We start from the raw sequence: 20,124 nt of genomic DNA on the forward strand, positions 1-20,124 counted from the left end.
CATGAACTGCCCGCTGTCTTTTTTTAAAGTATAACCCTAAGGCTTTAACTCATATGTTTTTCATAAAAAACTAATGTTAAGTTGTCATTTATTTTTTTGGTTTCCCCCGTGCTTCTATACCCTAACTTTTCATATAAATAGCAATTTCTTTGCTCCTGTATAATACTATCCAGCTCCCATTTCTTTGCATCTTTATATCTCTGTTCAATGATTGCAAAAACCTGCTGGGCAATCCCCTTTCCATGGTGTTCTGGCAATATAAAGATGATGCTGACCCGATAAGCTTTATTATCCTTTTTAACGATACGGACACCGCCCACAGCAATATCAAAATACTTAATCATATAATAATCTGCAAAAGACTGATTAATTCGATCCCTGATTTGTTCCACAGATTCATTGGCTGGGCTGGTTTCATAATCTTTATATTTCTCCAGCAATGGCATAAAGGCTTTGACTTGCATTTCATGAATAAACTCTGCGTCGCTCGCGTCTGCTTTACATAAAGAAATCTCCATAAAGTTATACCCCTCCGAAAGTTAGTAAATATATAAGCTGTCAGATATTCTTTTTATCCTTCGGTTTAGAGGAATCTCTAAAAGAGCCCAAGATCCCCGTAAACAGTCCAATTAATCCAATAAAAACGCCTATCCCGTGACCACCCTCATAGGCTAATATCACAACTACTCCAAACAATGTAATGTGAAGACCAAAAAGTTGAGTTTGTAGCACACTAGGCCGGATAAAATCTAATAATGCTCCTGCGTGAAACATTACAACAACTAGCACAATTAGAGCGGTTAAGATCCATAATCCTAAACTAATCATCCATACCTCCATTAAAATTTATTATCCACTGGGCACTCCTGATTTCAAATAAAGACACTTGAGCCTCCCGGCTCCAGCGTCTCATCATGTTGATTTATGGTTTGTTTTTGGGAAGGATATAGAGCGTTCCGTCTTCTTTATATTCAGCATAGGCAATATCCTCAATGCAATTATAACCAGACTCTCTGACGCGTTCCTGAATCTGCTCCTTGTTCATCGATCTGCCCCGCATGGACTCTTCCAGTACCCTGCCTTTATCAATAACTGTTATGGAAAAAGCAGAAGACTGCTCAGCTTCAGACTTGCGCATAACCGATAGAGAGCCGTTCGTTTCAAGCAGAGCATACCGTACTTCACTTAGGGAGAAGATATTTTGTTGCCTCAGCATGAACAGCAGTTGGGTATACTCAATATCGTATTTCTCCAACAAATCCTGATTCACTTTGCCATCGTCAATTAGCAGCACTGTCCGGCCTTCCGCCATGTTCCCGAATTTCACAAAATGGGTGGTCACCTTTTCGAACAGATAAGATAATGCGGTCCAAATAAAAAGAGCAAACAGCAGATGCCAGATCTTCACCTCATCATCATATATCGTATTGCCGACAATTTCACTTAAAATCAATGAAGACAGAAAATCGAGTGGTGTCAATTGACTAAGCGTCTTGCGGCCGGTAATAAAGGTAATGATCCACAAACCAAAAAAGCTGATGACCAATTTGACGCCTATAGATACAAATATCTCCATTGCTGCACCTCCAGATGGGACTCGTACAGGCTCATTGCCCTTTTTACACGAAATCCATTCATGAGAGGTATTACACACTCCTAGTGGGGTATAAACAGCAAAAGATACTCTCTGCAACTTGCCTATGTTGGGATAGTTATAAGGAACGTTGTCCCTTTGCCTTTTTCACTATCGACTTCAATAGTTCCTTTCACTTTATCGACGGTACTGTAGACCATAAGCATACCCAGCCCCGTTCCTTCTGCTTTAGTCGAATAATACGGCTTACCGAGTCGCGATATTTCATCTTTAGTCATGCCGACTCCGTTATCTTTAATACTGATCATAATATTTTGTTTTTTTTCAAATATATCGATAAATAGCGTACCGCCATCGGTTTCCTTCATCGCTTCTATACCATTTTTATATAAATTAATTAGACACTGCTGAATCTGGTTTCGGTCATAGTTTTTATTTAACGAATTATTAAAACTAAATTGGACATCTACTTTGTGCATAGTGGCATAAGGCATTATGATATTTTTAGTATATTCTGATTCTGCCTTCATATTGGAGTAAACCATGTTTTCAGATTGTGGCTTGGCAAAGGAGAGATAATCACTTACAATTTTTTCTGCTCGCTGTAGCTCTTGTAGAGATAACTCTACAAAGCCCTTTTCCTCTGGCGTCATCGTTTTAGATTTATTTAATAGCTGCAAAAAACCACTAGTCACTGTAAGTGGATTTCTGATCTCATGGGATACACTTGCCGCTAGCTCGCTGACGACATTTAATCTTTCCGATTGGACAATCCGTTCCCGATTTTTAATATTGGAGATAATTTTCTCAATCAAAATCATAATGACACTCATCACCCCAACATGAGTTGTCAACGCATTTAATGAAAGAATCCAAAATTGCCTGTCTAAGGAATCCTGAACAAAACCTAAAATTAACAGATAAACCCCCATAATTAGCAAAGCAATCAGACTTGCCGCAATCACACGGCCCTTCGATGGTAATTTTAAAAATCTATTTTTATATAACGGCACCAAAATCAGAATCGCTGTCGCAAATAGAAACGAATAAAATACTCCACCTCCACCCACATAGAATCTGTAAGCATTCAAAATAATATATAGAGGAAGAACGTTCCTATATCCTCCAAACAGTGCCACAATAATAAACGGAATGTACCTTAAATCAAAAATATAGCCAATTTCAAGTCTGATAGGTTTTGCAATACAGAGACTCATGGTCACTGCAGACATAAAAACGAGAATCAATCTATTGTAGGAATAGGCCCGATTCTCAAAGAATATTAGAAATGTTAATACTGGAAAAAGCAAAAACAAAAAATTTAAAAGTAGGGTTTCAAACAAGAGATGACTTCCTTTCAGCCTTTTGCTGCGTAAATGAATATATTCAAGGTTATATTAAGAGTTTTAGATCATTACCTAAGCTAACATTATAAGTCACAGTATTGACTATACACTATGTATTTCTCAACCATTTTTCAAATAATCCCAAAAAATCATACTATAGAACCACAATTAGCAAAAAAATACAGACATCTGAAGTCTGTTTGGGGTCATCAATTTTCGTATTCCTGAATATCTAAATTGTAAACTGTACCTTCGTAGTTTTTAAGGGCGCATAAATCTAGAGCTGCCACCTTTCTGTATCTGAGAGAAGGAGAGGATTTCATTGCATCCCATAACCGTAATCGAAATTGTAACGTCGGTTGGGTTTGTCCTTGTCATTTTTGTTATAGTATTAGTTTCACCTACGAGGATTAGAAAACTCGGTTTAATCGTAGCCTCTATATTAACATTACTTTTGCTTTTATCCTTTGCGATTCGTCCCGTTTGGATTGAGTTTCAAGTTTCTAAAAAAACAGAACAACTTAATCAATATCTGGAGAAAAAATACCCTTATCAAGAGTGGGAGATTAGCCGGCCAGAAGGCAGACAATATAATCCTTATCATTTAACGGTTAGATTTAAAAATGAAGCGGGCTGGGCTTATACCTATTTAGTAGCAGACAATAATATTCATCAAATCGTTTGGATCCCACCAGAAGGCAAATCTCCTGAGGAAGGAACGCATTCGGAAATGAATCATTAAGTTGTCTTTCACAGAAAACAGCCATCCCCTCAGGATGGCCGGTTTTTATTTCACTAAAAATCCGTTAACTGTGATATGGAGCGGCGCCTAATTTAACTTCGCTCGGATCTCCACTTTTGATAATAGCAATGGAGACAGCTATAAGCAATATTTTCCGGAGAAGAAATAAGTACTACAGCCTAAAAACAATTTGATTTCCTGTCTCATTGTTCTTGAAGGGCTTACCATGTTCCCTGAACTCTAATATAACACCTGAAGGATCGTCAGAAAGCGGTGGAGAAATTACGTAATTATAAGAAGCTTGTCCGGTTGAACTTCCGCCATTCATCATTCGACTATCATATTCTTCTCCTATAAACAGCTCGAAAAAGCTATGGTTATGAGAATTTGTTGGAAGCTCAGTTGTCATGTCCCAATCTATATTAAGGGTGACCACACTAGCATTACTATATTGGCGTATAGAGGTCAGTGTATAAAAAAATCCATCTTTCTCAATTGATTTAAGAACTGCAATATGTTTTCTAAAATCAATTGGCTCAACCATCGGTTTAAAATGATCTTCACTTAGCAACGTCCCAAATACCGCTTTCAAAAAATCCTCATAGAGCTCATAATTTTCTGCCCATTTAGAGATAGATTCAAACGGTGGGAATCCTGGATTATTATTCGAGATTTTCTTTCGTTGCTTGATCAATGCACATATTTGCTCGTCAATATCCTTAATTTGCAGATCGTAATGTTCGGTTGGTCGTACAAAGGGCATCCTTTTCATTTTGAACCTCCTTTTTGCACAAATGCAAAAGAAATCTCAGCTTCACATACAAGCTCACTATTTACTGTTGCGGTGCCTTTGCCTTTTACAATTTCACCTTTCATCCGATTGACTTCGAATTCGAGAAGAAGCTGATCCCCAGGCGTTACTTGGCGCTTAAAACGGGCATTATCAATGCCAACTAATAACCCTATCTTGCCCATCAGCTTCTCGTTTTTGCACATTGTGATTCCGCCTACCTGGGCTAATGCCTCCACAATTAAAACACCCGGCATAACAGGATGCTCAGGAAAATGGCCGCTAAAAAACGGTTCATTAATGGATACATTTTTAATACCTACTGCTCTTTTGTTCTCCTCCAGCTCTATAATTCTGTCCACTAAAATAAACGGATACCGATGAGGAATAAGTTCTACAATCTGCTGTATATTTAGCATAATTCCCGTCTTAGCCTCCTAAAATACTTTTTGGGTAATTTTAACATCAGAAGTGATTTTGTACTACTCAAAAATACCCGGACAACTGGCCTATAACATCACTTCTGGAGATCCTAAAAAAACAACGGCAACCCTGGACTAGAAAATAAAGTCCACGACTGCCGCTTTTTATTGATCGATTGTACCCTAGCTTAAGATTCAACTCGATTAACAAACACCTGTGTCTTTCTCCCTGCTTCAATTCGTTCAGTGAATTTTCCGCCAGTGTATTCCTCTATCACCTTTTTCCAAAAGCGTTGTGCGGGCTCGTTATTATCTATTTGGTAAACTTCCCATTGCCCCTTATGTATATTAAAAATATCTTTTGCAACTAGTCTACCTAATCCTACTCTCCGATACTTTTTTATAATAAAAAACTCTGCAATGGAAAAGTATAAATCATCATCTCTATTTTTTATTTTGACTAAAACGAATCCAGCATTTTTCCCATTCAGAGTTAACAGATATGGGAAATTCGATTCTTCTGTCCAGTAATCGTTGAGAGGATAATCATTAAATTTTCCGTTTTCTTCAAGGTGCAAATCCATATACTCGGAGAAATCATACATATAAAATTGCATTAGGTTGTTGAGGATTTCTTTTTCTTCAAGGGTCGCCCTTTTAATTTGATAGTTCATCTAAAAATCATCCCATATCTATATTTTATCTAATTAGTAACGGACTCTTCTATTTTCTCAAATAAGTTTCTTTGCATCCTTTTGAGAAATAAAATGATTGTTGTTGTACGCTTCAATGGATTGATTCCCAATGACTTTGCAGTAATATGTTACCACTCAAGAATACTCTCTTTCAACTTTACAAATTTTTACTTTGTAATTTTGGTACCATTCTTTCTTACCTTTCTCCTGAGCAACTTTGTGAGATTGATGCTGTTTCCAGTTCCTAATCGCGTCCAAGCTCTCCCAATAAGAAATCGTAATACCTGCTCCTGAAGAATCCCTGACACTTTCCACTCCTAAAAACCCAGGTTGCCCGGACGCAAGCTGCTCCATTTTTTCAGCCATAAGGTTATACCCGTTATCCCCCTCCGTACGTTGACTTGAAAATATGACTGCATAATAAGATCCGTTTGATTCATGAACCATTCCGCTCAAACTCCCCTTTAATCGTAGATGTTTTTATATAAAACAGATTATACTATTATAATTAAGATAAAAATAATGAATATTAATTGTTAGTTTAATGAATTTTTTTCATACATTATTGAGGAGAGAAATCATTATGAATCTTTTAAAATATCAAATTTTCAGTAAGGTAGTTGAGATCGGCAGCATTACCAAAACAGGAGAGATATTAAATTTAACACAATCAGCCATCAGTCATGCGCTTTCTAGCTTAGAAGCTGAATTCGGACTGTGTCTTCTCATAAGAAACAGATCGGGTATCCGGTTAACCAACGATGGCGAACGTTTAATCCCACATATCAGAGAAATCCTCCAACTTAATGAAAAACTCAATCAAGAAGTTGCTGCATTAAAGGGTGTCGAAATCGGCACTGTGAAAATAGGTACTTTCTCTAGTGTATCGATCCAATGGATGCCCCAAATCATTAAACAATTTCAAAATCAGTTTCCACATATTGAAATAAAACTACTTGATGGTAACTACTCTGAAATAGAAGAATGGATTGCCGATGGAACCGCTGACTTGGGATTTGTTAATCTGCCTACTCGAGATGCTTTTCATGTGGTCCCTCTTCAAAAAGATAGGATGGTCTGCATTATGTGGCAGAATCATCCTCTCGAGCGCCAATCAACCATCCGCCTTGAGCAATTGATTGATGAACCTTTTATCATGCCCATTGCGGGTTGTGACACCGATGTAAAGCGAATTTTCTCGCAAAATAAACTCACACCCACGATCAAATATGAATTAGAAGATGATCATGCCATAATAGCCATGGTACAAAATGGTTTAGGGTTAAGTATTCTCCCAGAAATGATTTTGTCCCATCTCCCCGACAATGTATGTTATCGCCCATTGGAAGGCGAGTATTATCGTTCTATTGGTATTGCAGCCGCCTCCATTAAAAATGCCTCTCCAGCGGCAAAAAAACTAATTGAATTCATAACACAATGGATCACCAACGTGCCCATCCCTCCGCATTACCGTGATTTATGAGATGGCTCAACGCGCTGTCTGTAACGGCAAGCTTTAAGGCTATCCTTCGCAGAGTAGTCCCTTTTTTGATCCAGCATTAACGTTAGCGTCAGGGGAAACGATTCTTCACTATGTATCTTTTGAGAAATTCACAACTCCCGGGACACGATAATTTGCACAACATAGAGAACAGCCTGCTGGCTGTTCTCTATCGCTGTCTGCCTTAGAAGCACGTGAACGAGCTAATCCGATTCAAATCAATGCCGAAGTACGACCAGAAAAAACCGTTCCATCTGAACCCTGCAATAGAATTACGTCCGACGAATACCGGAAAGAACCAGAATTGCTCGCCGTTGTTCAGCCAAATGTATGTGTTGCGGAACAGGCAGCGTCTGATCCCGCCGGGATCAATGGCAAATGTGGTAGACGACATTTGTGGCACGAATTGCGGTGGAGGAGCCGTCGGCGCTTGAACGCCTCCCGGTGCACCCCCCGGAAATTGTCCGGGGGTTCCACCCGGAAACCCTGGTCCTCCTGGTCCTCCTGGTCCTCCTGGGAATCCTGGAAATCCTCCGCCGGCACCCGGTGTTGGAAAAAATCCCATATGTGATCGCTCCTTTCAATGAGTAGGCATAATCATCATATGCATTCGCGGAGAGAGCGTTTGGGCGCAATAGACGTTTTTTCAAAAAATGAAAATCAACAATAAGATCTAACATAGGCACTATCGGAAACCTAACTTGCCTCTACTTATGGTACGTTCAGCGCATCATAGATAAACTGACCAATTACACTCAGCTTTACCTGCAGAATTTATTCCGTCCACATCACTTTACTAAGTTCTTAACTTTAATATTGAATCTTCACTGATGTGATGTAGATGCCTGGTCAGCCTTCACACAATCAATAGCGACAACGAATGCAATCATGAGCGTCTCCATCTCATCCTTCAATATTTGAACCTTATAGCTATCCCCCCAAGTGAACCATTCCTTGTTCACTTTACCGATGACTACACCATGCTGTAAAACCTGAAAATCCATGTCCCACCAATTACCATGTACCTCAATGTCAGCCGCATCAATCGTATAACGTGCTTTAAAGAAAGAAAACTCCTTCTTAATCGTCAATACCTCTCGACCATCTACTTCTACAAAAAACTTTGGTAAAAAACTGAACACTTTTTTCGTAATAAGTGCGACTTCATCTCTTGTTGTATTCATGATGGAGAATGTCTTGGGAATTTGCATAAAACTGCCCTCTACGTAATAGACATCTTGCTCCTGCTGATTCTTTACCGTGAATTTACCACTTAGACTGAATACCTTTTGTTTTATATAAAGTTGCTTCATTCTAAGCCTCCTATCGTTCCTCTTAGTTAACATCATTTTAGACAAATGTTATAGTTGTTTTGTCATAATAAAATCTATTTGTTCTTCTTCACCCATATAAAAAGAATGAGTTCCTGTATGAACAAACCTCATTTTTTCATAAAAGCTAATAGCGTTTTTATTTTTTTCCCAAACCCCTAACCAAATCTTCTCTTTATTACATTGTACCGCTATTTCTATAGCTTTATTTATTAGATATTTCCCAAGCCCCTGTTTATGAAATTTTTTTCTAATATAGATCCTCTCGACTTCAAGTGAATCATTACCCATTACTTCAGATTGAGCATCCTCGGTGTTTACCTTTAAATACCCAGCGATTTCTTCATTAAAATAAATAAAATAGAATTCTGATGAGCTATCCGACAATTCTTTTTCTAATTGTTTTAAGTTAAATGCTCTATCCAGGTAGGCCTTCATATTTTCAGGTGAATTTTGATTACTAAATGTCTCATTAAATGTTTCAACACTAATTCCTTGAAGTGAACCTAGATCTTCGACCGTGCACTTTTTTATATTGATAGCCATATTGTTTTCTCCTTTTAAAATATCAATTTACAAATAAACTCTTATTTTGAGCTCTAATTATATGGTGTTATGCAGATGTGACAGGAAAATAGTATAACATAATTGTTGTATTTGCAACAAAAAAACTAAGGATTTACCATTCATTCTACCTATTAGCGTATTGGGGTAATCAGTCTCTCTACGGCAGTCAGAACTCCAAAAGGAAGCGAGCGAGGTTTGGGGATTCGATGATGGAAGATGGTTACTTTCGGACCCAGATGACGTTATTTGCGAATATTTCGGCTTTGGAGCAAGGTTTCGGACTCCAGTGCAGTTATTCCTCCGAAAAGGCTGCTTTTGGGGTGTTTTTCAGGCCAATAACGGCTATGCGGTCCGTTAGGGTTCCAAAAGTGGGATATGGCGCGTCTAAGGGTCATCTGAGTCCGTTAGATGCTTCCGGGCGCGCAAACGTGATCGAAGAAAGTGTGGCTTGGGAGTTTGATGATGGATGACGGTTACTTTTCGGACCCAGATGACGTTATTTGCGAAGATTTCGGCTTTGGAGCAAGGTTTCGGACTCCAGTGCAGTTATTCCTTCAAAACGTCATCTTTCGGGGTGTTTTTCAGGCCAATAACGGCTATGCGGTCCGTTATGATTCAAAAAGTGAGATATGACGCGTCTAAGGGTCATCTGAGTCCGTTAGATGCTTCCGGGTGCGCAAAGTGACTGAAGAAATTGTGGCTTGGGAGTTTGATGATGGATGGCGGTTACTTTCGGACCCAGATGACGTTATTTGCGAATATTTCGGCTTTGGAGCAAGGTTTCGGACCCCAGTGCAGCTATTCCCTCGAAAAGGCTGCTTTTAGGGTGTTTTTCAGGCCAATAACGGCTATGCGGTCCGTTAGGGTTCCAAAAGTGGGATATGACGCGTCTAAGGGTCATCTGAGTCCGATTGATGCTTCCGGGCGCGCAAACGTGATCGAAAAAAGTGAGGCTTGGGAGTTTGATGATGGATGACGGTTACTTTCGGACCCAGTTGATGTTATTTGCGAAGATTTCGGTTTTGAAGCAAGGTTTCGGACCCCAGTGCAGCTATTCCCTCGAAAAGGCTGCTTTCGGGGTGTTTTTTAGACCAATAACGGCTATGCGGTCCGTTAGGATTCCAATAGTGAGAGATATGACGCGTCTAAGGGTCATCTGAGTCCGTTAGATGCTTCCGGGCGCGCAAACGTGATCGAAGAAAGTGTGGCTTGGGAGTTTGATGATGGATGACGGTTACTTTCGGACCCAGATGACGTTATTTGCGAAGATTTCGGCTTTGGAGCAAGGTTTCGGACTCCAGTGCAGTTATTCCCCTGAAAAGGCTGCTTTCGGGGTGTTTTTCAGGCCAATAGCGACTATGCGGTCCGTTAGGATTCCAAAAGTGAGATATGACGCGTCTAAGGGGCATCTGAGTCCGTTAGATGCTTCCGGGCGCGCAAACGTGATCGAAGAAAGTGTGGTTTGGGGATTCGATGATGGATGGCGGTTACTTTCGGACCCAGATGACGTTATTTGCGAATATTTCGGCTTTGGAGCAAGGTTTCGGACTCCAGTGAAGTTATTCCCCTGAAAAGGCTGCTTTCGGGGTGTTTTTTAGACCAATAACGGCTATGCGGTCCGTTAGGATTCCAATAGTGAGATATGACGCGTCTAAGGGTCATCTGAGTCCAATAGATGCTTCCGGGTGTGCAAATGTAATCGAAGAAAGTGTAGTTTTTTTGGGGGATAGCGGAGGTGACAAAAGTAGGGGGTTCGATGATGGAGGAAGCAAACGAAGTTTCAGGATTCGCGGATGGAGGAAACGAGCGACGTTTGGGGGGCGATGATGGAGCAAAAAAAAGGGCGTCCAGCAGCCATTTTCGGCTTTTAGGACACCCATCCTCTCCGCTGTGCGCATATAGCGCGGTATGGTGGACTGGTCAGAGCCCGGTTAAAGCCATCTCATAAATCTTTTTTTAGATAGTTTAATCTGATTACTTTCGGCCCATGCGGTTAGTTCTTTCATTCCCTTGTATTCTTCGTCAAGAAAACTAAAACATAATTTATAGGGAGGAAATTTGTGATCTACAGGTTTAATGCCTATTACGGGTATGAAATAGCCCTTTACATAAATATTATCAATTTGATTCGCTTGAATTTCTTTGTTTTCTACTATTATAGCGTCCGGATGAATTCGAACCTCAATGAACTTTCTAATCGTAATGATCCTATAGAGCAATATGATTACAACAATCAGACAGAAAGCCGACCATATATAACCAAAATAAAGTAATACTTTATACTCCATATTATTTCTGGTATTTAACAATAGTATGCCACTTGAAAAAATCATAGAAAACAGAAGCGACATTAACGACGGACGACTCACCTTATAAGCACCTATATTTTCCATAACCCCCTCACTTTCTCAGACTATTATAGCTTACTATATTTCATAAATTATGGATATGGCACTTCTTTTTAATCCACAGGAATCTCAATGACCTTGTTATATTCCTTCATATAATGTATTCCTTCTATCAGAATACTTTCAGGTTTCGTTTGTGTATCAAATAATAAGGTGCGTTCCTTCATGAGTTTACCGTTCGTTTGTTCTGACTCTTTTTGATTAATTGTTGTTTTTAAAGCCGTGTTTTCGTTAGCATTTTCTATAGACACACCATCCAGCATTACATCCTCATCTGTAGCAATAGTTATTTCAATCCCTTGAGCGGTCTTGGTCACATCTTTAATCCATAATTCTTTATCCCCTAGTAGAATCGGCTCATTACTATCAGCATTTAGAGGATACTTCTCTTCCAGCTTCTGATATCCAACAAACTCTTTAACAACCAGCTGCAATGAATGTAATTCTTTTGGCAAGGTGTCATAACGAATATCAAATGATCTCCCACCCAGCGAGGTTTTATTGCTACTACCTAATATTTCTACAGGCTTTCCATTGGCAATTAATTGAATGCCTTCTAACCCTAATCTTATTCGATCGAAATTCTCGACATTCATACTCCCTTTAATCACAGTCATGGTGGGTGTGGCCGTGATCGACTTGAAGGTAATTGATCCTTTGTCGGCTTTGACCTTTTTATTAATCGACTGTTTGATCTGAGTCACCATCGCTTGATTTGGATTATAAGAAAACGTTATGCTCCCTTCACTCATCTGCCCTTTCTGGGGAGGTCCCCAGTAATGAAGTGTTAGTTTTTTCGAGAATGGGCTTACGCTATCAAATGTCATCGTGCCTTTTATTTCTGTATGTTCGTCGTTGATTAAAGATACGCCGCTTCTTATGTTGGAATTCGTGAGAAACCCTTCTATTTTTGAAGGACTAAAATGATCTCCCGTCTCCTCTAGTCCCTTAGGATTGTTTAACGTGTAATACACAATAAATTGATTGGCATCTGCCATAATTCCGTTAATCGTAAGTTCTGTTCCATCTGCTAACGTCGTCTTTTTGTCTATGCTTTGTCCCATTCCTTGTTCATTGAGTTGTTGTAAAGTTCCCTCTAACACCTCATCAAAACCAAATAACTTTTTTCCATAATAAGCGAAGGCATTATAGCTGTTTCCAGAAACTACTATCACTAATATAATGACGGCTGCAATCTTCCAGAGGGGCGAGCTTTTTCTTTTTATTCTTTTTGGAGGTGCCGAGTCTAAAGCATTTCTTAATCTCATTTCTAAACCCTCAGGTGCAGTTATGGACTCTAAATTCCTCTTCTCATCCACTAATCGTTGTTCGACGTTATTGTTCATCAACATCACCTCTGTAATAATTTTTCAGCGTTTGTAATCCATTGTAGATCCTTGATTTAACAGTTCCGATCGAGACCTGTGTGATCTCAGCTATCGTTTGATAATCGAGATCATGAAAATATTTCAATTGAATTGCTTCTCTTTGCTGCTCGTTCACATGTAACAATAACGCCTGCATATCCATTTGCTGTTCACTTTTATGATAAGGATCGCCTGATGTAACATCGGCTTTTTCCTTCTCGTCAGTGATGCTCCAGTCCTCTAATAACACCAGCTTGCTTCGCTTATGAAGTTGCCTTTTACAGCCGTTTACCAAAATCGTCTTACTCCAGCTGTAAAAAGACTCCTCTTTCTTAAGTTGGTCAATCTTCTCGTATAACGTAACTATCATTTCCTCCATGGCATCCATAGCATCATGCGCATTTCCCATATAGCTGTAAGCAAGCCTATAAAAAACATCCTTTTCATACATGATTAATTGCAGCAAAACTTCTTTATTTCCCTTTTTAGCTTTTTTCACCAATCGAACAACATCCATGCCTTCACCTCTCTCCCCTATATGAGTCAGGAGCACTGTAAAAAGTTCATCTTCATAAAAAATTTTTATATATCGTGAACTATTCAATCCACCTAAACTGTAATATTCAGGAAAATTTCACTCAGACATACCCAAATCTAGTTGATTTTAAACGCTTCAATGTAATAGAATGAACTAATCTAAAAAGAAAAGGATGGGCATAAGCAATGCCGTTTAAAGAACCTCGTACACTTAGTAAAAGATCTCTGCTATTCTTCTCTCTCATTATGCTTGTAAAAAGCTATTTTGCCTGGTATTTTCTATTTGAAGATGGCCCTACTTGGACCACTTGGCTTAAAGAAATCCCTTTTGTACTTCTAGTCTTTTGCTTGATTGAATGGTTCGCTACGAAACGAAAAATTGCAATTTACATGCTTGTCAATGTATTGATTACTACTCTATTTTTCTCATTAATTGTATATCATAATCATTTTGGCATCATTGCTACTTCGCAAGTATTAGATCAGGTCAAACAAGTGGGAGCCGTAAAGAAAAGTATATTTTCGGTCCTTCGTCCTCAATATATGCTTATCTTTGTGGATATCATTGTCATCAGCTTGGTTATGTTTAGAAAACAGAAAGCGCTGGATTGGAAAAAAGCCATGTCGCGCAAAAGTAACCGTAAAGCGGTGGCAGTCCTGTTCTGTATTTCCATCATCATTTGTGCAATGAATATTTTTCCAAACCGTGCCAGTATGAACGAAACGATTAAAGCGGAACAAATGGGCATTCTTAATTATGAAGCCTACTCTCTGCTAGCTGATCAAGAGGAAGAACAAATTGACGTTTCTGAGATTACGCAATCCACTATTGATAAAACTAAAGGAATTCAAGCTAGCTCTAATCCGGTTTTATTTGGAGCCGCCAAAGGAAAAAATCTAATCATTCTGCAAATGGAGTCTTTCCAGAACTTCTTAATCAATCTAAAGATTGATGGACAAGAAATCACACCAAATATGAACAAGCTTGCCGCCAGCAGCTTCTACTTCCCGCGTTTCTACCAGCAGGTTGGACAAGGCAACACTTCAGATGCAGAGTTTATTGTGAACACTTCTTTTTATGTACCCCCTGATGGTCCAGCTACCCAAATGTACGCTCCTAAAGAGCTACCAAGCTTACCCAAGCTGTTGCAAGCACAAGGTTACGATACGGCAACATTCCATACGAACGAAGTCGACTTTTGGAACCGTGGTGAGCTTTATAGTGCTTTGGGATTCAATCGTTATTATGATAAAACTTACTTCGGGGAAGAAGACACTGTATTCTATGGCGCTTCTGATGAAGTTTTGTATGAAAAAACAGCTGCAGAGCTGGCAAGAATGGATCAGAATGAGCAACCTTTCTACTCCCATGTAATTTCGATGTCATCTCATAATCCGTTCTCCATCCCAGAGGATAAATACAAAATGACACTTCCAGAGCGATTCGAAGGAACGCTTGTTGGCGATTATATTCGGGCTCAGAATTATGCTGATTATGCGCTGGGACTTTTTATCGATGAGCTCAAACAAAACGGTGTGTGGGATAACAGCTTGATCGTATTGTACGGGGATCATCGTGGACTGCCTATCTTCTCTCTAAAAGAGGATGATCATCTCCTACTGGAAGAGATTCTCGGCCATGAATATTCGGAACGTGAATTGATTAATATTCCGTTGATCATGTCAGCGACAGGGATTACAACTCCTAGTGTAAAAGAACAACTAGGCGGGCAAGTGGATATTTTACCTACCGTATCTAATTTATTGGGTGTCTCTCTTGCAGATCATATTCATTTCGGACAAGATCTCTTGAATCAATCAACTTATAACTTACTACCACAACGGTATTACTTGCCTACAGGATCTTTCGTAAATAACGAAGAGCTCTTCTTATCCGGCAGTGGCTTCGAGGATGGCCAGCATTATACTTTATCTGGTAACGGCAACCAACCTCTGCAATCCACAGAAGACGAATTCGAGCGTGCCTTACAGCTGCTCCATTTGTCAGACAGCTATGTTACACAGCTACCGGATAGAGTTATTGAAGAATAAGCTGCAATGTATAGCAAAAAAGACTGTGCTCACCAAATCGGTGAGCGCAGTCTTTTTCTATAATGATTATTATTTTGACTCTTTAACAACTAGTTTAAGCGGTGCCGCAATCAGCTTCTCTACGGTTTTGCCTTCTAATACATCCTTAGCGGCTTGAATGGCTAGTTGGCCAATTAATTCAGGCTGCTGCGCAACGGTTCCTGTTAATTTACCAGCTTCGATGGATTTAAGTGCATCTTCATTTCCATCAAAACCAATCACAGGGATATTCTTGCCTGAACTTTGAATCGCTTCAATAGCACCTAGCGCCATTTCATCATTATGAGCGAAAACTGCTTGTACGCCAGGATTTCCTTGTAGAAGGTTCTCCATAACGGTCAGCCCTTTCGTACGGTCGAAATCAGCCGTTTGCTTAGCAATGACCTCTAGCTGGCTGTCCGCAATCTCATGGAATCCCTTACCGCGTTCCCGAGTCGCTGAAGCTCCTGGGGATCCTTCTAGCTCGATGACCTTTGCACCTTTCCCAAGCTGCTCTACAATATATTGTGCCGCCATAGAGCCACCCTTTACATTATCAGAGGCAACAAGAGCTTTGATATCCCCTTGATCTGCGGAACGGTCCAACGTAACGACGGGAATATTTAAACTGTTAGCTGTTTGCACTACTGTCGAGATCGCTGATGAATCCACTGGATTGATCAATAACGCATTCACACCTTTTTGCATCAAATCTTCGACGTCATTACTTTGTTTAGCAGAATCATTTTGGGCATCAATGACAAGGACTTCCAAGCCTTGCTTCTTAGCCTCGGCCAAAACACCATCTTTAACGGATACAAAGAAGGGGTTATTTAAAGTAGATATGGATAATCCAATCTTCATATTCTCCAGGCTTCCACCACTGCTAGGCTTAGCCCACTCTGGAGGCTCCAAGGAACAACCTGTCATGAGAATTAATAGTAAGGAAGTAAGAATCAAAGTTAACTTTTTCATGTTGGAATCCCCCTTATACGGCTTTCTTACGGTCTATGAGTACGGCAATAGCAATAACGATCCCTTTGACCACCATTTGGTAAAAAGAGGATACGCCGAGCAAGTTCAATCCATTGTTCAAAATCCCGATAATCAATGCACCAATCAATGTACCCACGATACGTCCACGACCACCAGTTAAGCTCGTACCGCCTAATACTACAGCTGCGATAGCATCCAACTCATAAGATGTGCCTGCTGTGGGTTGCGCTGAGTTCAATCTGGAAGTCAAGATCGCTCCTGCCAATGCGGACAACATACCCGTCAATGAATAGATCATTATTTTAATGCGGTCGACTTTAATCCCTGAAATAATAGATGCTTTTTCATTACCACCAATGGCATAGGTTTTACGACCAAATGGAGTTTTGTGCAATACAACCCATAAGACTGCGAAGACGATGATCATTGTTATAGCAGGTACAGGTATTCCCAGTAAATATCCACGGCCAAACAATTGGAAGGTCATGCTGTCTCCGAGACCTGTGATCGGATTACCGTCTGTGTATACAAGTGTTAATCCCCGGAAAATCGTCATGGTCGCCAACGTAGCGATAAATGGCGCCATTTTACCTTTTGTAATCATCAGTCCGTTAACCATCCCCATCAAGCCACCCGCTAAACAACCTACAATAATGGCTAAGACAGGATCCCAACCAGACAACATCAGGTTAGCGGTGAAGGCACTGGATAGGGCTAGAATAGAACCCACCGATAAATCGATACCACCCGTTAGAATAACAAAGGTCATCCCAAAAGCGATAAGCGCATTTATGGCAACTTGTCTAAGCAAGTTCAGGATATTAAGGGGCTCCATAAAGCTTGGGTTCAACACCGTAACGATAACAATTAGAATAATCAGCCCTAGTAATGGACCTAGCTTCTGTGTAATTTGCCCGATTTGAAAACCTTTATTTTCTCTCTCACCTTTGATAGTTGTCATTACTATTGCCCCCCTGTAGCTAACGTCATGATTTTTTCTTGCGTAGCTTCTTGTTGTGATAGCTCTCCACTAATTTCCCCTTCATGAACCACTACGATCCGGTCGCTCATTCCTAAGACTTCAGGAAGCTCTGACGATACCATGATTATGGCGACTCCACGTTCCGTTAATTCGTTCATGAGCTGATAGATCTCCCGTTTAGCTCCTACGTCCACTCCACGGGTAGGTTCATCGAGGATAAGCACACTTAAGCCGATCCCAATCCATTTGGCGATGACCACCTTTTGTTGATTCCCCCCGGATAAATTCCGGACTAAAGTGGAGGAAGACTGTGTCTTGATGTGCAGCCGTTTGATAAGTATGTCTACAAATTCTTGTTCTTTTTTATCAATGATTACACCCTTAGGAGCGAAGCTATATAAATTTGTAAGCACCATATTGTCTCGAATAGAGAAATCAAGCACTAACCCTTCATCTTTACGGTCCTCCGTAACGAATCCTATCCCCGCCTTCATCGCATCATTGGGATTTCGAATCGTGACCTTTTCTCCCCGCACCATAATTTCTCCACGGTCTAACGATTCCAAACCGAATAAGGTTCTCATCATTTCTGTTCGTCCAGATCCCATTAATCCCGAGAAACCTAAGATCTCACCCGAACGAACGGAGAAATTAACATCTTTAAATTGCCCTTTTTTCGTGGCATTTTTAACTTCAAGAACAACCTCTCCGGGTTTGGAGGTACGCTCAGGAAACCGGTCGGTTAATTCACGCCCTACCATCTTCCGAACTACATCATCGAAGTTAGTCTCTGGAATGGGCTTCGTGTCTACTGTTTTCCCATCTCGCATGACCGTTATTCGGTCACATATCGTAAAAATCTCTTCCATCCGGTGCGAAATATACACGATGGAGACGCCTTCCTTTTTAAGGGAAGTTATGACTTCGAACAATTTCTGGATTTCCCGTTCGGTTAATGCCGCTGTCGGTTCGTCCATGACGATAACTTTTGCATGAGTCATAAGCGCTTTTGCAATCTCAATCATCTGTTTCTCCCCTACCGAACATTCCCCCGCCTCTTGATTTAAGGGAATCGTTACGGAGAGCTTACGAAACTGTTCATTTGCTAACGCTTTCATTTCTTTCATATTTAAGATCCCTAGTTTGGAGGTTCGTTCCTTACCAATAAACAGATTATCTAGAACTGTCATATCCGGCCACACATTCAACTCCTGATGGATAAAAGCGATCCCATAACGTTCAGCCTCTTTGGGATTGTTAAAGTATGTTTCCTGACCATCTATACTAATGGTTCCTTGATCACGCTGATGCAGTCCAATCAAAATGTTCATCAGAGTAGACTTTCCTGCACCATTCTCTCCCATTAGGGCATGAACTTCACCATCCTTCAGCTCAAAATCCACACCCGTCAACACACGGTTAGCCCCAAAAGATTTATAAATATCCTTCATCGTAATGTGCATATGCTTTGAACCCCCTTTTTATCAAAAATAGACCCCGGCTTGTAAAATACAATTTGCATACGGCTTAGCTTCCCCCGTACGAATGATGACCTTCGCATGCCGGGTTAACAATTTAAATTGTTCATGTGAAATCGCCTCTATAGGTATTTCCTTAAATTTGTCATTCAAGTATTCAGAAGTGCCTTTATTTTTTGCTGCTAATTCCTCTGCCACGATAACTTTCTCTATGACCATATCCTCTGATATGATTTCGACAATCTCTTGAAAGCTGGGAACTCCCAATTTAAGCGCTAAATCAATCTTTGGAACACCAGATGGAACGGGTAATCCAATATCAGCAATGACAATCGTATCGGTGTGGCCTAAGTCAGTAAGCACTTTGGAAATATGACTGTTTAAGATTCCTTGTTTTTTCATAATTAAAGACTCACCTCCACCTCTACTCTTGTTGGCATGCCACCTTGGGCACCAAATTTTGTGACGGATAAAGAAGCGGCGCGATTGGCAAACTTTACACTAGTTCGAATAGACTTGCCTTCAGCTAGAGCAACAGCAAATGCCGCATTAAAAGTATCTCCTGCTCCAGTGGTATCTATAGCATTCACTTTATAGGTGGGAACTAAAACTTCCTGTTTACCATCGTAATAACGCACACCATTGCTGCCCTCGGTTATAAATAACTTATTGGGATATTTGCGTAAAGCTTCAGCAGTACTCATCTCAGGAAATAATATTGCACATTCATGTTCATTGGGAGTTAAATAGGTGGCATTGTTTATAATCGTTTCACTGATAGACCGAGCAGGTGCTGGGTTAAGCAACATAGGCACATTGAATTTATAGCAAATCTCACTTACATAAGACACCGTCTCTTCCGGAATTTCTTGTTGGATTAATACCATGTCAGAGCCTTTAATATTCTCAAGTGCCCGTTCAACCAATGCAGGAGTAACTAAATCATTGGCTCCTTTTACAACGATAATGCTGTTATCGCCTTCCGCTAAAATGATGTGAGCTGTCCCACTTTCGACATGTGTAACCGGTTCCACATTGGCGGTAAAAACGCGATTCTTTTTCAGATTATCCATGATAGCGGTACCATAGAAATCATCACCTACACAACCAACCATCGTAACTTCTGCTCCTAGACGGGCAGCAGCGACGGCTTGGTTCGCACCCTTACCGCCCGGAACGGTGGAGAATTGTTCTCCAAGCACAGTCTCACCCGCGTGAGGCCGCTTATTCGAAGTCACTACTAAATCCATTGAACAGCTGCCAATTACACATATCTTAGCCATATTCATCAACCTTTC

At 40.3% G+C, this 20,124-nt stretch carries 25 protein-coding genes; 6 read left to right on the forward strand and 19 right to left on the reverse strand.

Annotated features, from left to right (window positions below; genetic code table 11):
• Positions 1-44: 44 nt before the first annotated feature.
• From MHH50_RS19750 to MHH50_RS19765, 4 genes are all read right to left on the reverse strand, one after another.
• Positions 45-518 (reverse strand): GNAT family N-acetyltransferase, encoded by a 474-nt coding sequence (locus MHH50_RS19750; RefSeq protein WP_076127325.1) that lies wholly within the window; start codon positions 516-518, stop codon positions 45-47.
• Between the two features lie 40 nt (positions 519-558).
• Positions 559-828, reverse strand: coding sequence for a hypothetical protein (locus tag MHH50_RS19755; RefSeq protein WP_076127327.1), 270 nt, complete (start codon positions 826-828; stop codon positions 559-561).
• Positions 829-922: 94 nt separating this feature from the next.
• Entirely contained in the window at positions 923-1,576 is a 654-nt protein-coding gene (locus MHH50_RS19760; RefSeq protein WP_076190621.1) for a DUF421 domain-containing protein, read from the reverse strand.
• Positions 1,577-1,698: 122 nt separating this feature from the next.
• Positions 1,699-2,826 (reverse strand): ATP-binding protein, encoded by a 1,128-nt coding sequence (locus tag MHH50_RS19765; protein ID WP_256720976.1) that lies wholly within the window; start codon positions 2,824-2,826, stop codon positions 1,699-1,701.
• Between the two features lie 436 nt (positions 2,827-3,262).
• Between MHH50_RS19765 and MHH50_RS19770 the strand changes: the two genes are divergently transcribed.
• Positions 3,263-3,682, forward strand: coding sequence for a hypothetical protein (locus MHH50_RS19770; protein ID WP_076127333.1), 420 nt, complete (start codon positions 3,263-3,265; stop codon positions 3,680-3,682).
• Between the two features lie 172 nt (positions 3,683-3,854).
• Here MHH50_RS19770 and MHH50_RS19775 read toward each other — a convergent pair whose 3' ends face one another.
• The 4 genes from MHH50_RS19775 to MHH50_RS19790 all read right to left on the reverse strand — a co-directional run bounded on the left by MHH50_RS19775 (position 3,855) and on the right by MHH50_RS19790 (position 6,036).
• Positions 3,855-4,454: a chorismate mutase gene (locus MHH50_RS19775; protein ID WP_076218168.1), complete on the reverse strand. Its 600-nt coding sequence runs from the start codon at positions 4,452-4,454 to the stop codon at positions 3,855-3,857.
• The gene (gene fabZ, locus MHH50_RS19780) at positions 4,451-4,891 is read right to left on the reverse strand and encodes a 3-hydroxyacyl-ACP dehydratase FabZ (RefSeq protein ID WP_076127337.1); all 441 of its coding nucleotides are present in this window, start codon (positions 4,889-4,891) and stop codon (positions 4,451-4,453) included. The genes MHH50_RS19775 and fabZ overlap by 4 nt, the downstream gene beginning before the upstream one ends.
• Before the next feature lie 191 nt (positions 4,892-5,082).
• Positions 5,083-5,568: a GNAT family N-acetyltransferase gene (locus MHH50_RS19785; protein ID WP_076127339.1), complete on the reverse strand. Its 486-nt coding sequence runs from the start codon at positions 5,566-5,568 to the stop codon at positions 5,083-5,085.
• Between the two features lie 156 nt (positions 5,569-5,724).
• Positions 5,725-6,036 carry an antibiotic biosynthesis monooxygenase gene (locus MHH50_RS19790; protein WP_076127341.1) on the reverse strand — a complete coding sequence of 104 codons (312 nt, stop codon included), beginning with the start codon at positions 6,034-6,036 and terminating at the stop codon, positions 5,725-5,727.
• Positions 6,037-6,172: 136 nt separating this feature from the next.
• Here MHH50_RS19790 and MHH50_RS19795 point away from each other — a divergent pair, with 136 nt between their 5' ends.
• On the forward strand, positions 6,173-7,072 hold the full coding sequence (locus MHH50_RS19795; protein WP_076218169.1) for a LysR substrate-binding domain-containing protein: 900 nt from the start codon (positions 6,173-6,175) through the stop codon (positions 7,070-7,072).
• A gap of 202 nt (positions 7,073-7,274) precedes the next feature.
• Here the strand turns inward: MHH50_RS19795 and MHH50_RS19800 are convergent, their stop codons facing one another.
• The 3 genes from MHH50_RS19800 to MHH50_RS19810 all read right to left on the reverse strand — a co-directional run bounded on the left by MHH50_RS19800 (position 7,275) and on the right by MHH50_RS19810 (position 8,967).
• Positions 7,275-7,655, reverse strand: coding sequence for a collagen-like protein (locus MHH50_RS19800; RefSeq protein ID WP_340033298.1), 381 nt, complete (start codon positions 7,653-7,655; stop codon positions 7,275-7,277).
• Positions 7,656-7,914: 259 nt separating this feature from the next.
• Positions 7,915-8,403 (reverse strand): LURP-one-related family protein, encoded by a 489-nt coding sequence (locus tag MHH50_RS19805; protein ID WP_076183031.1) that lies wholly within the window; start codon positions 8,401-8,403, stop codon positions 7,915-7,917.
• 48 nt (positions 8,404-8,451) lie between these two features.
• Entirely contained in the window at positions 8,452-8,967 is a 516-nt protein-coding gene (locus MHH50_RS19810; RefSeq protein ID WP_340033299.1) for a GNAT family N-acetyltransferase, read from the reverse strand.
• A gap of 257 nt (positions 8,968-9,224) precedes the next feature.
• Between MHH50_RS19810 and MHH50_RS19815 the strand changes: the two genes are divergently transcribed.
• The 3 genes from MHH50_RS19815 to MHH50_RS19825 all read left to right on the forward strand — a co-directional run bounded on the left by MHH50_RS19815 (position 9,225) and on the right by MHH50_RS19825 (position 10,559).
• Positions 9,225-9,458 (forward strand): hypothetical protein, encoded by a 234-nt coding sequence (locus MHH50_RS19815; RefSeq protein ID WP_340033300.1) that lies wholly within the window; start codon positions 9,225-9,227, stop codon positions 9,456-9,458.
• A gap of 272 nt (positions 9,459-9,730) precedes the next feature.
• Positions 9,731-9,964 (forward strand): hypothetical protein, encoded by a 234-nt coding sequence (locus tag MHH50_RS19820; RefSeq protein ID WP_340033301.1) that lies wholly within the window; start codon positions 9,731-9,733, stop codon positions 9,962-9,964.
• Positions 9,965-10,238: 274 nt separating this feature from the next.
• Positions 10,239-10,559 carry a hypothetical protein gene (locus tag MHH50_RS19825; protein ID WP_340033302.1) on the forward strand — a complete coding sequence of 107 codons (321 nt, stop codon included), beginning with the start codon at positions 10,239-10,241 and terminating at the stop codon, positions 10,557-10,559.
• 360 nt (positions 10,560-10,919) lie between these two features.
• Here MHH50_RS19825 and MHH50_RS19830 read toward each other — a convergent pair whose 3' ends face one another.
• From MHH50_RS19830 to MHH50_RS19840, 3 genes are all read right to left on the reverse strand, one after another.
• The gene (locus MHH50_RS19830) at positions 10,920-11,381 is read right to left on the reverse strand and encodes a hypothetical protein (RefSeq protein ID WP_340033303.1); all 462 of its coding nucleotides are present in this window, start codon (positions 11,379-11,381) and stop codon (positions 10,920-10,922) included.
• Positions 11,382-11,449: 68 nt separating this feature from the next.
• Positions 11,450-12,715 carry a DUF4179 domain-containing protein gene (locus MHH50_RS19835; protein ID WP_340033304.1) on the reverse strand — a complete coding sequence of 422 codons (1,266 nt, stop codon included), beginning with the start codon at positions 12,713-12,715 and terminating at the stop codon, positions 11,450-11,452.
• Between the two features lie 16 nt (positions 12,716-12,731).
• On the reverse strand, positions 12,732-13,280 hold the full coding sequence (locus MHH50_RS19840; RefSeq protein WP_340033305.1) for a sigma-70 family RNA polymerase sigma factor: 549 nt from the start codon (positions 13,278-13,280) through the stop codon (positions 12,732-12,734).
• Positions 13,281-13,486: 206 nt separating this feature from the next.
• Between MHH50_RS19840 and MHH50_RS19845 the strand changes: the two genes are divergently transcribed.
• A complete protein-coding gene (locus MHH50_RS19845; protein WP_076218177.1) occupies positions 13,487-15,352 on the forward strand; it encodes an LTA synthase family protein in 1,866 nt (621 codons plus the stop codon).
• Positions 15,353-15,421: 69 nt separating this feature from the next.
• On the opposite strand, the gene rbsB is transcribed toward MHH50_RS19845, so the two are convergent.
• From rbsB to rbsK, 5 genes are read right to left on the reverse strand one after another with little or no spacing between them, the layout of a single operon-like run.
• Positions 15,422-16,345 carry a ribose ABC transporter substrate-binding protein RbsB gene (rbsB, locus tag MHH50_RS19850; RefSeq protein ID WP_076218178.1) on the reverse strand — a complete coding sequence of 308 codons (924 nt, stop codon included), beginning with the start codon at positions 16,343-16,345 and terminating at the stop codon, positions 15,422-15,424.
• 13 nt (positions 16,346-16,358) lie between these two features.
• Positions 16,359-17,327: a ribose ABC transporter permease gene (gene rbsC, locus MHH50_RS19855; protein ID WP_340033306.1), complete on the reverse strand. Its 969-nt coding sequence runs from the start codon at positions 17,325-17,327 to the stop codon at positions 16,359-16,361.
• A 2-nt stretch (positions 17,328-17,329) separates the two neighbouring features.
• Entirely contained in the window at positions 17,330-18,811 is a 1,482-nt protein-coding gene (locus MHH50_RS19860; protein ID WP_076218180.1) for a sugar ABC transporter ATP-binding protein, read from the reverse strand.
• Between the two features lie 21 nt (positions 18,812-18,832).
• Positions 18,833-19,228, reverse strand: coding sequence for a D-ribose pyranase (gene rbsD, locus MHH50_RS19865; protein ID WP_076183047.1), 396 nt, complete (start codon positions 19,226-19,228; stop codon positions 18,833-18,835).
• Positions 19,229-19,230: 2 nt separating this feature from the next.
• Complete coding sequence (gene rbsK / locus MHH50_RS19870) at positions 19,231-20,109, reverse strand: ribokinase (protein WP_340033307.1); 879 nt, start codon at positions 20,107-20,109, stop codon at positions 19,231-19,233.
• Positions 20,110-20,124: the final 15 nt, after the last annotated feature.

Source organism: Paenibacillus sp. FSL H3-0302 (assembly GCF_037982245.1).
Taxonomy (GTDB): Bacteria; Bacillota; Bacilli; order Paenibacillales; family Paenibacillaceae; genus Paenibacillus_AQ; species Paenibacillus_AQ odorifer.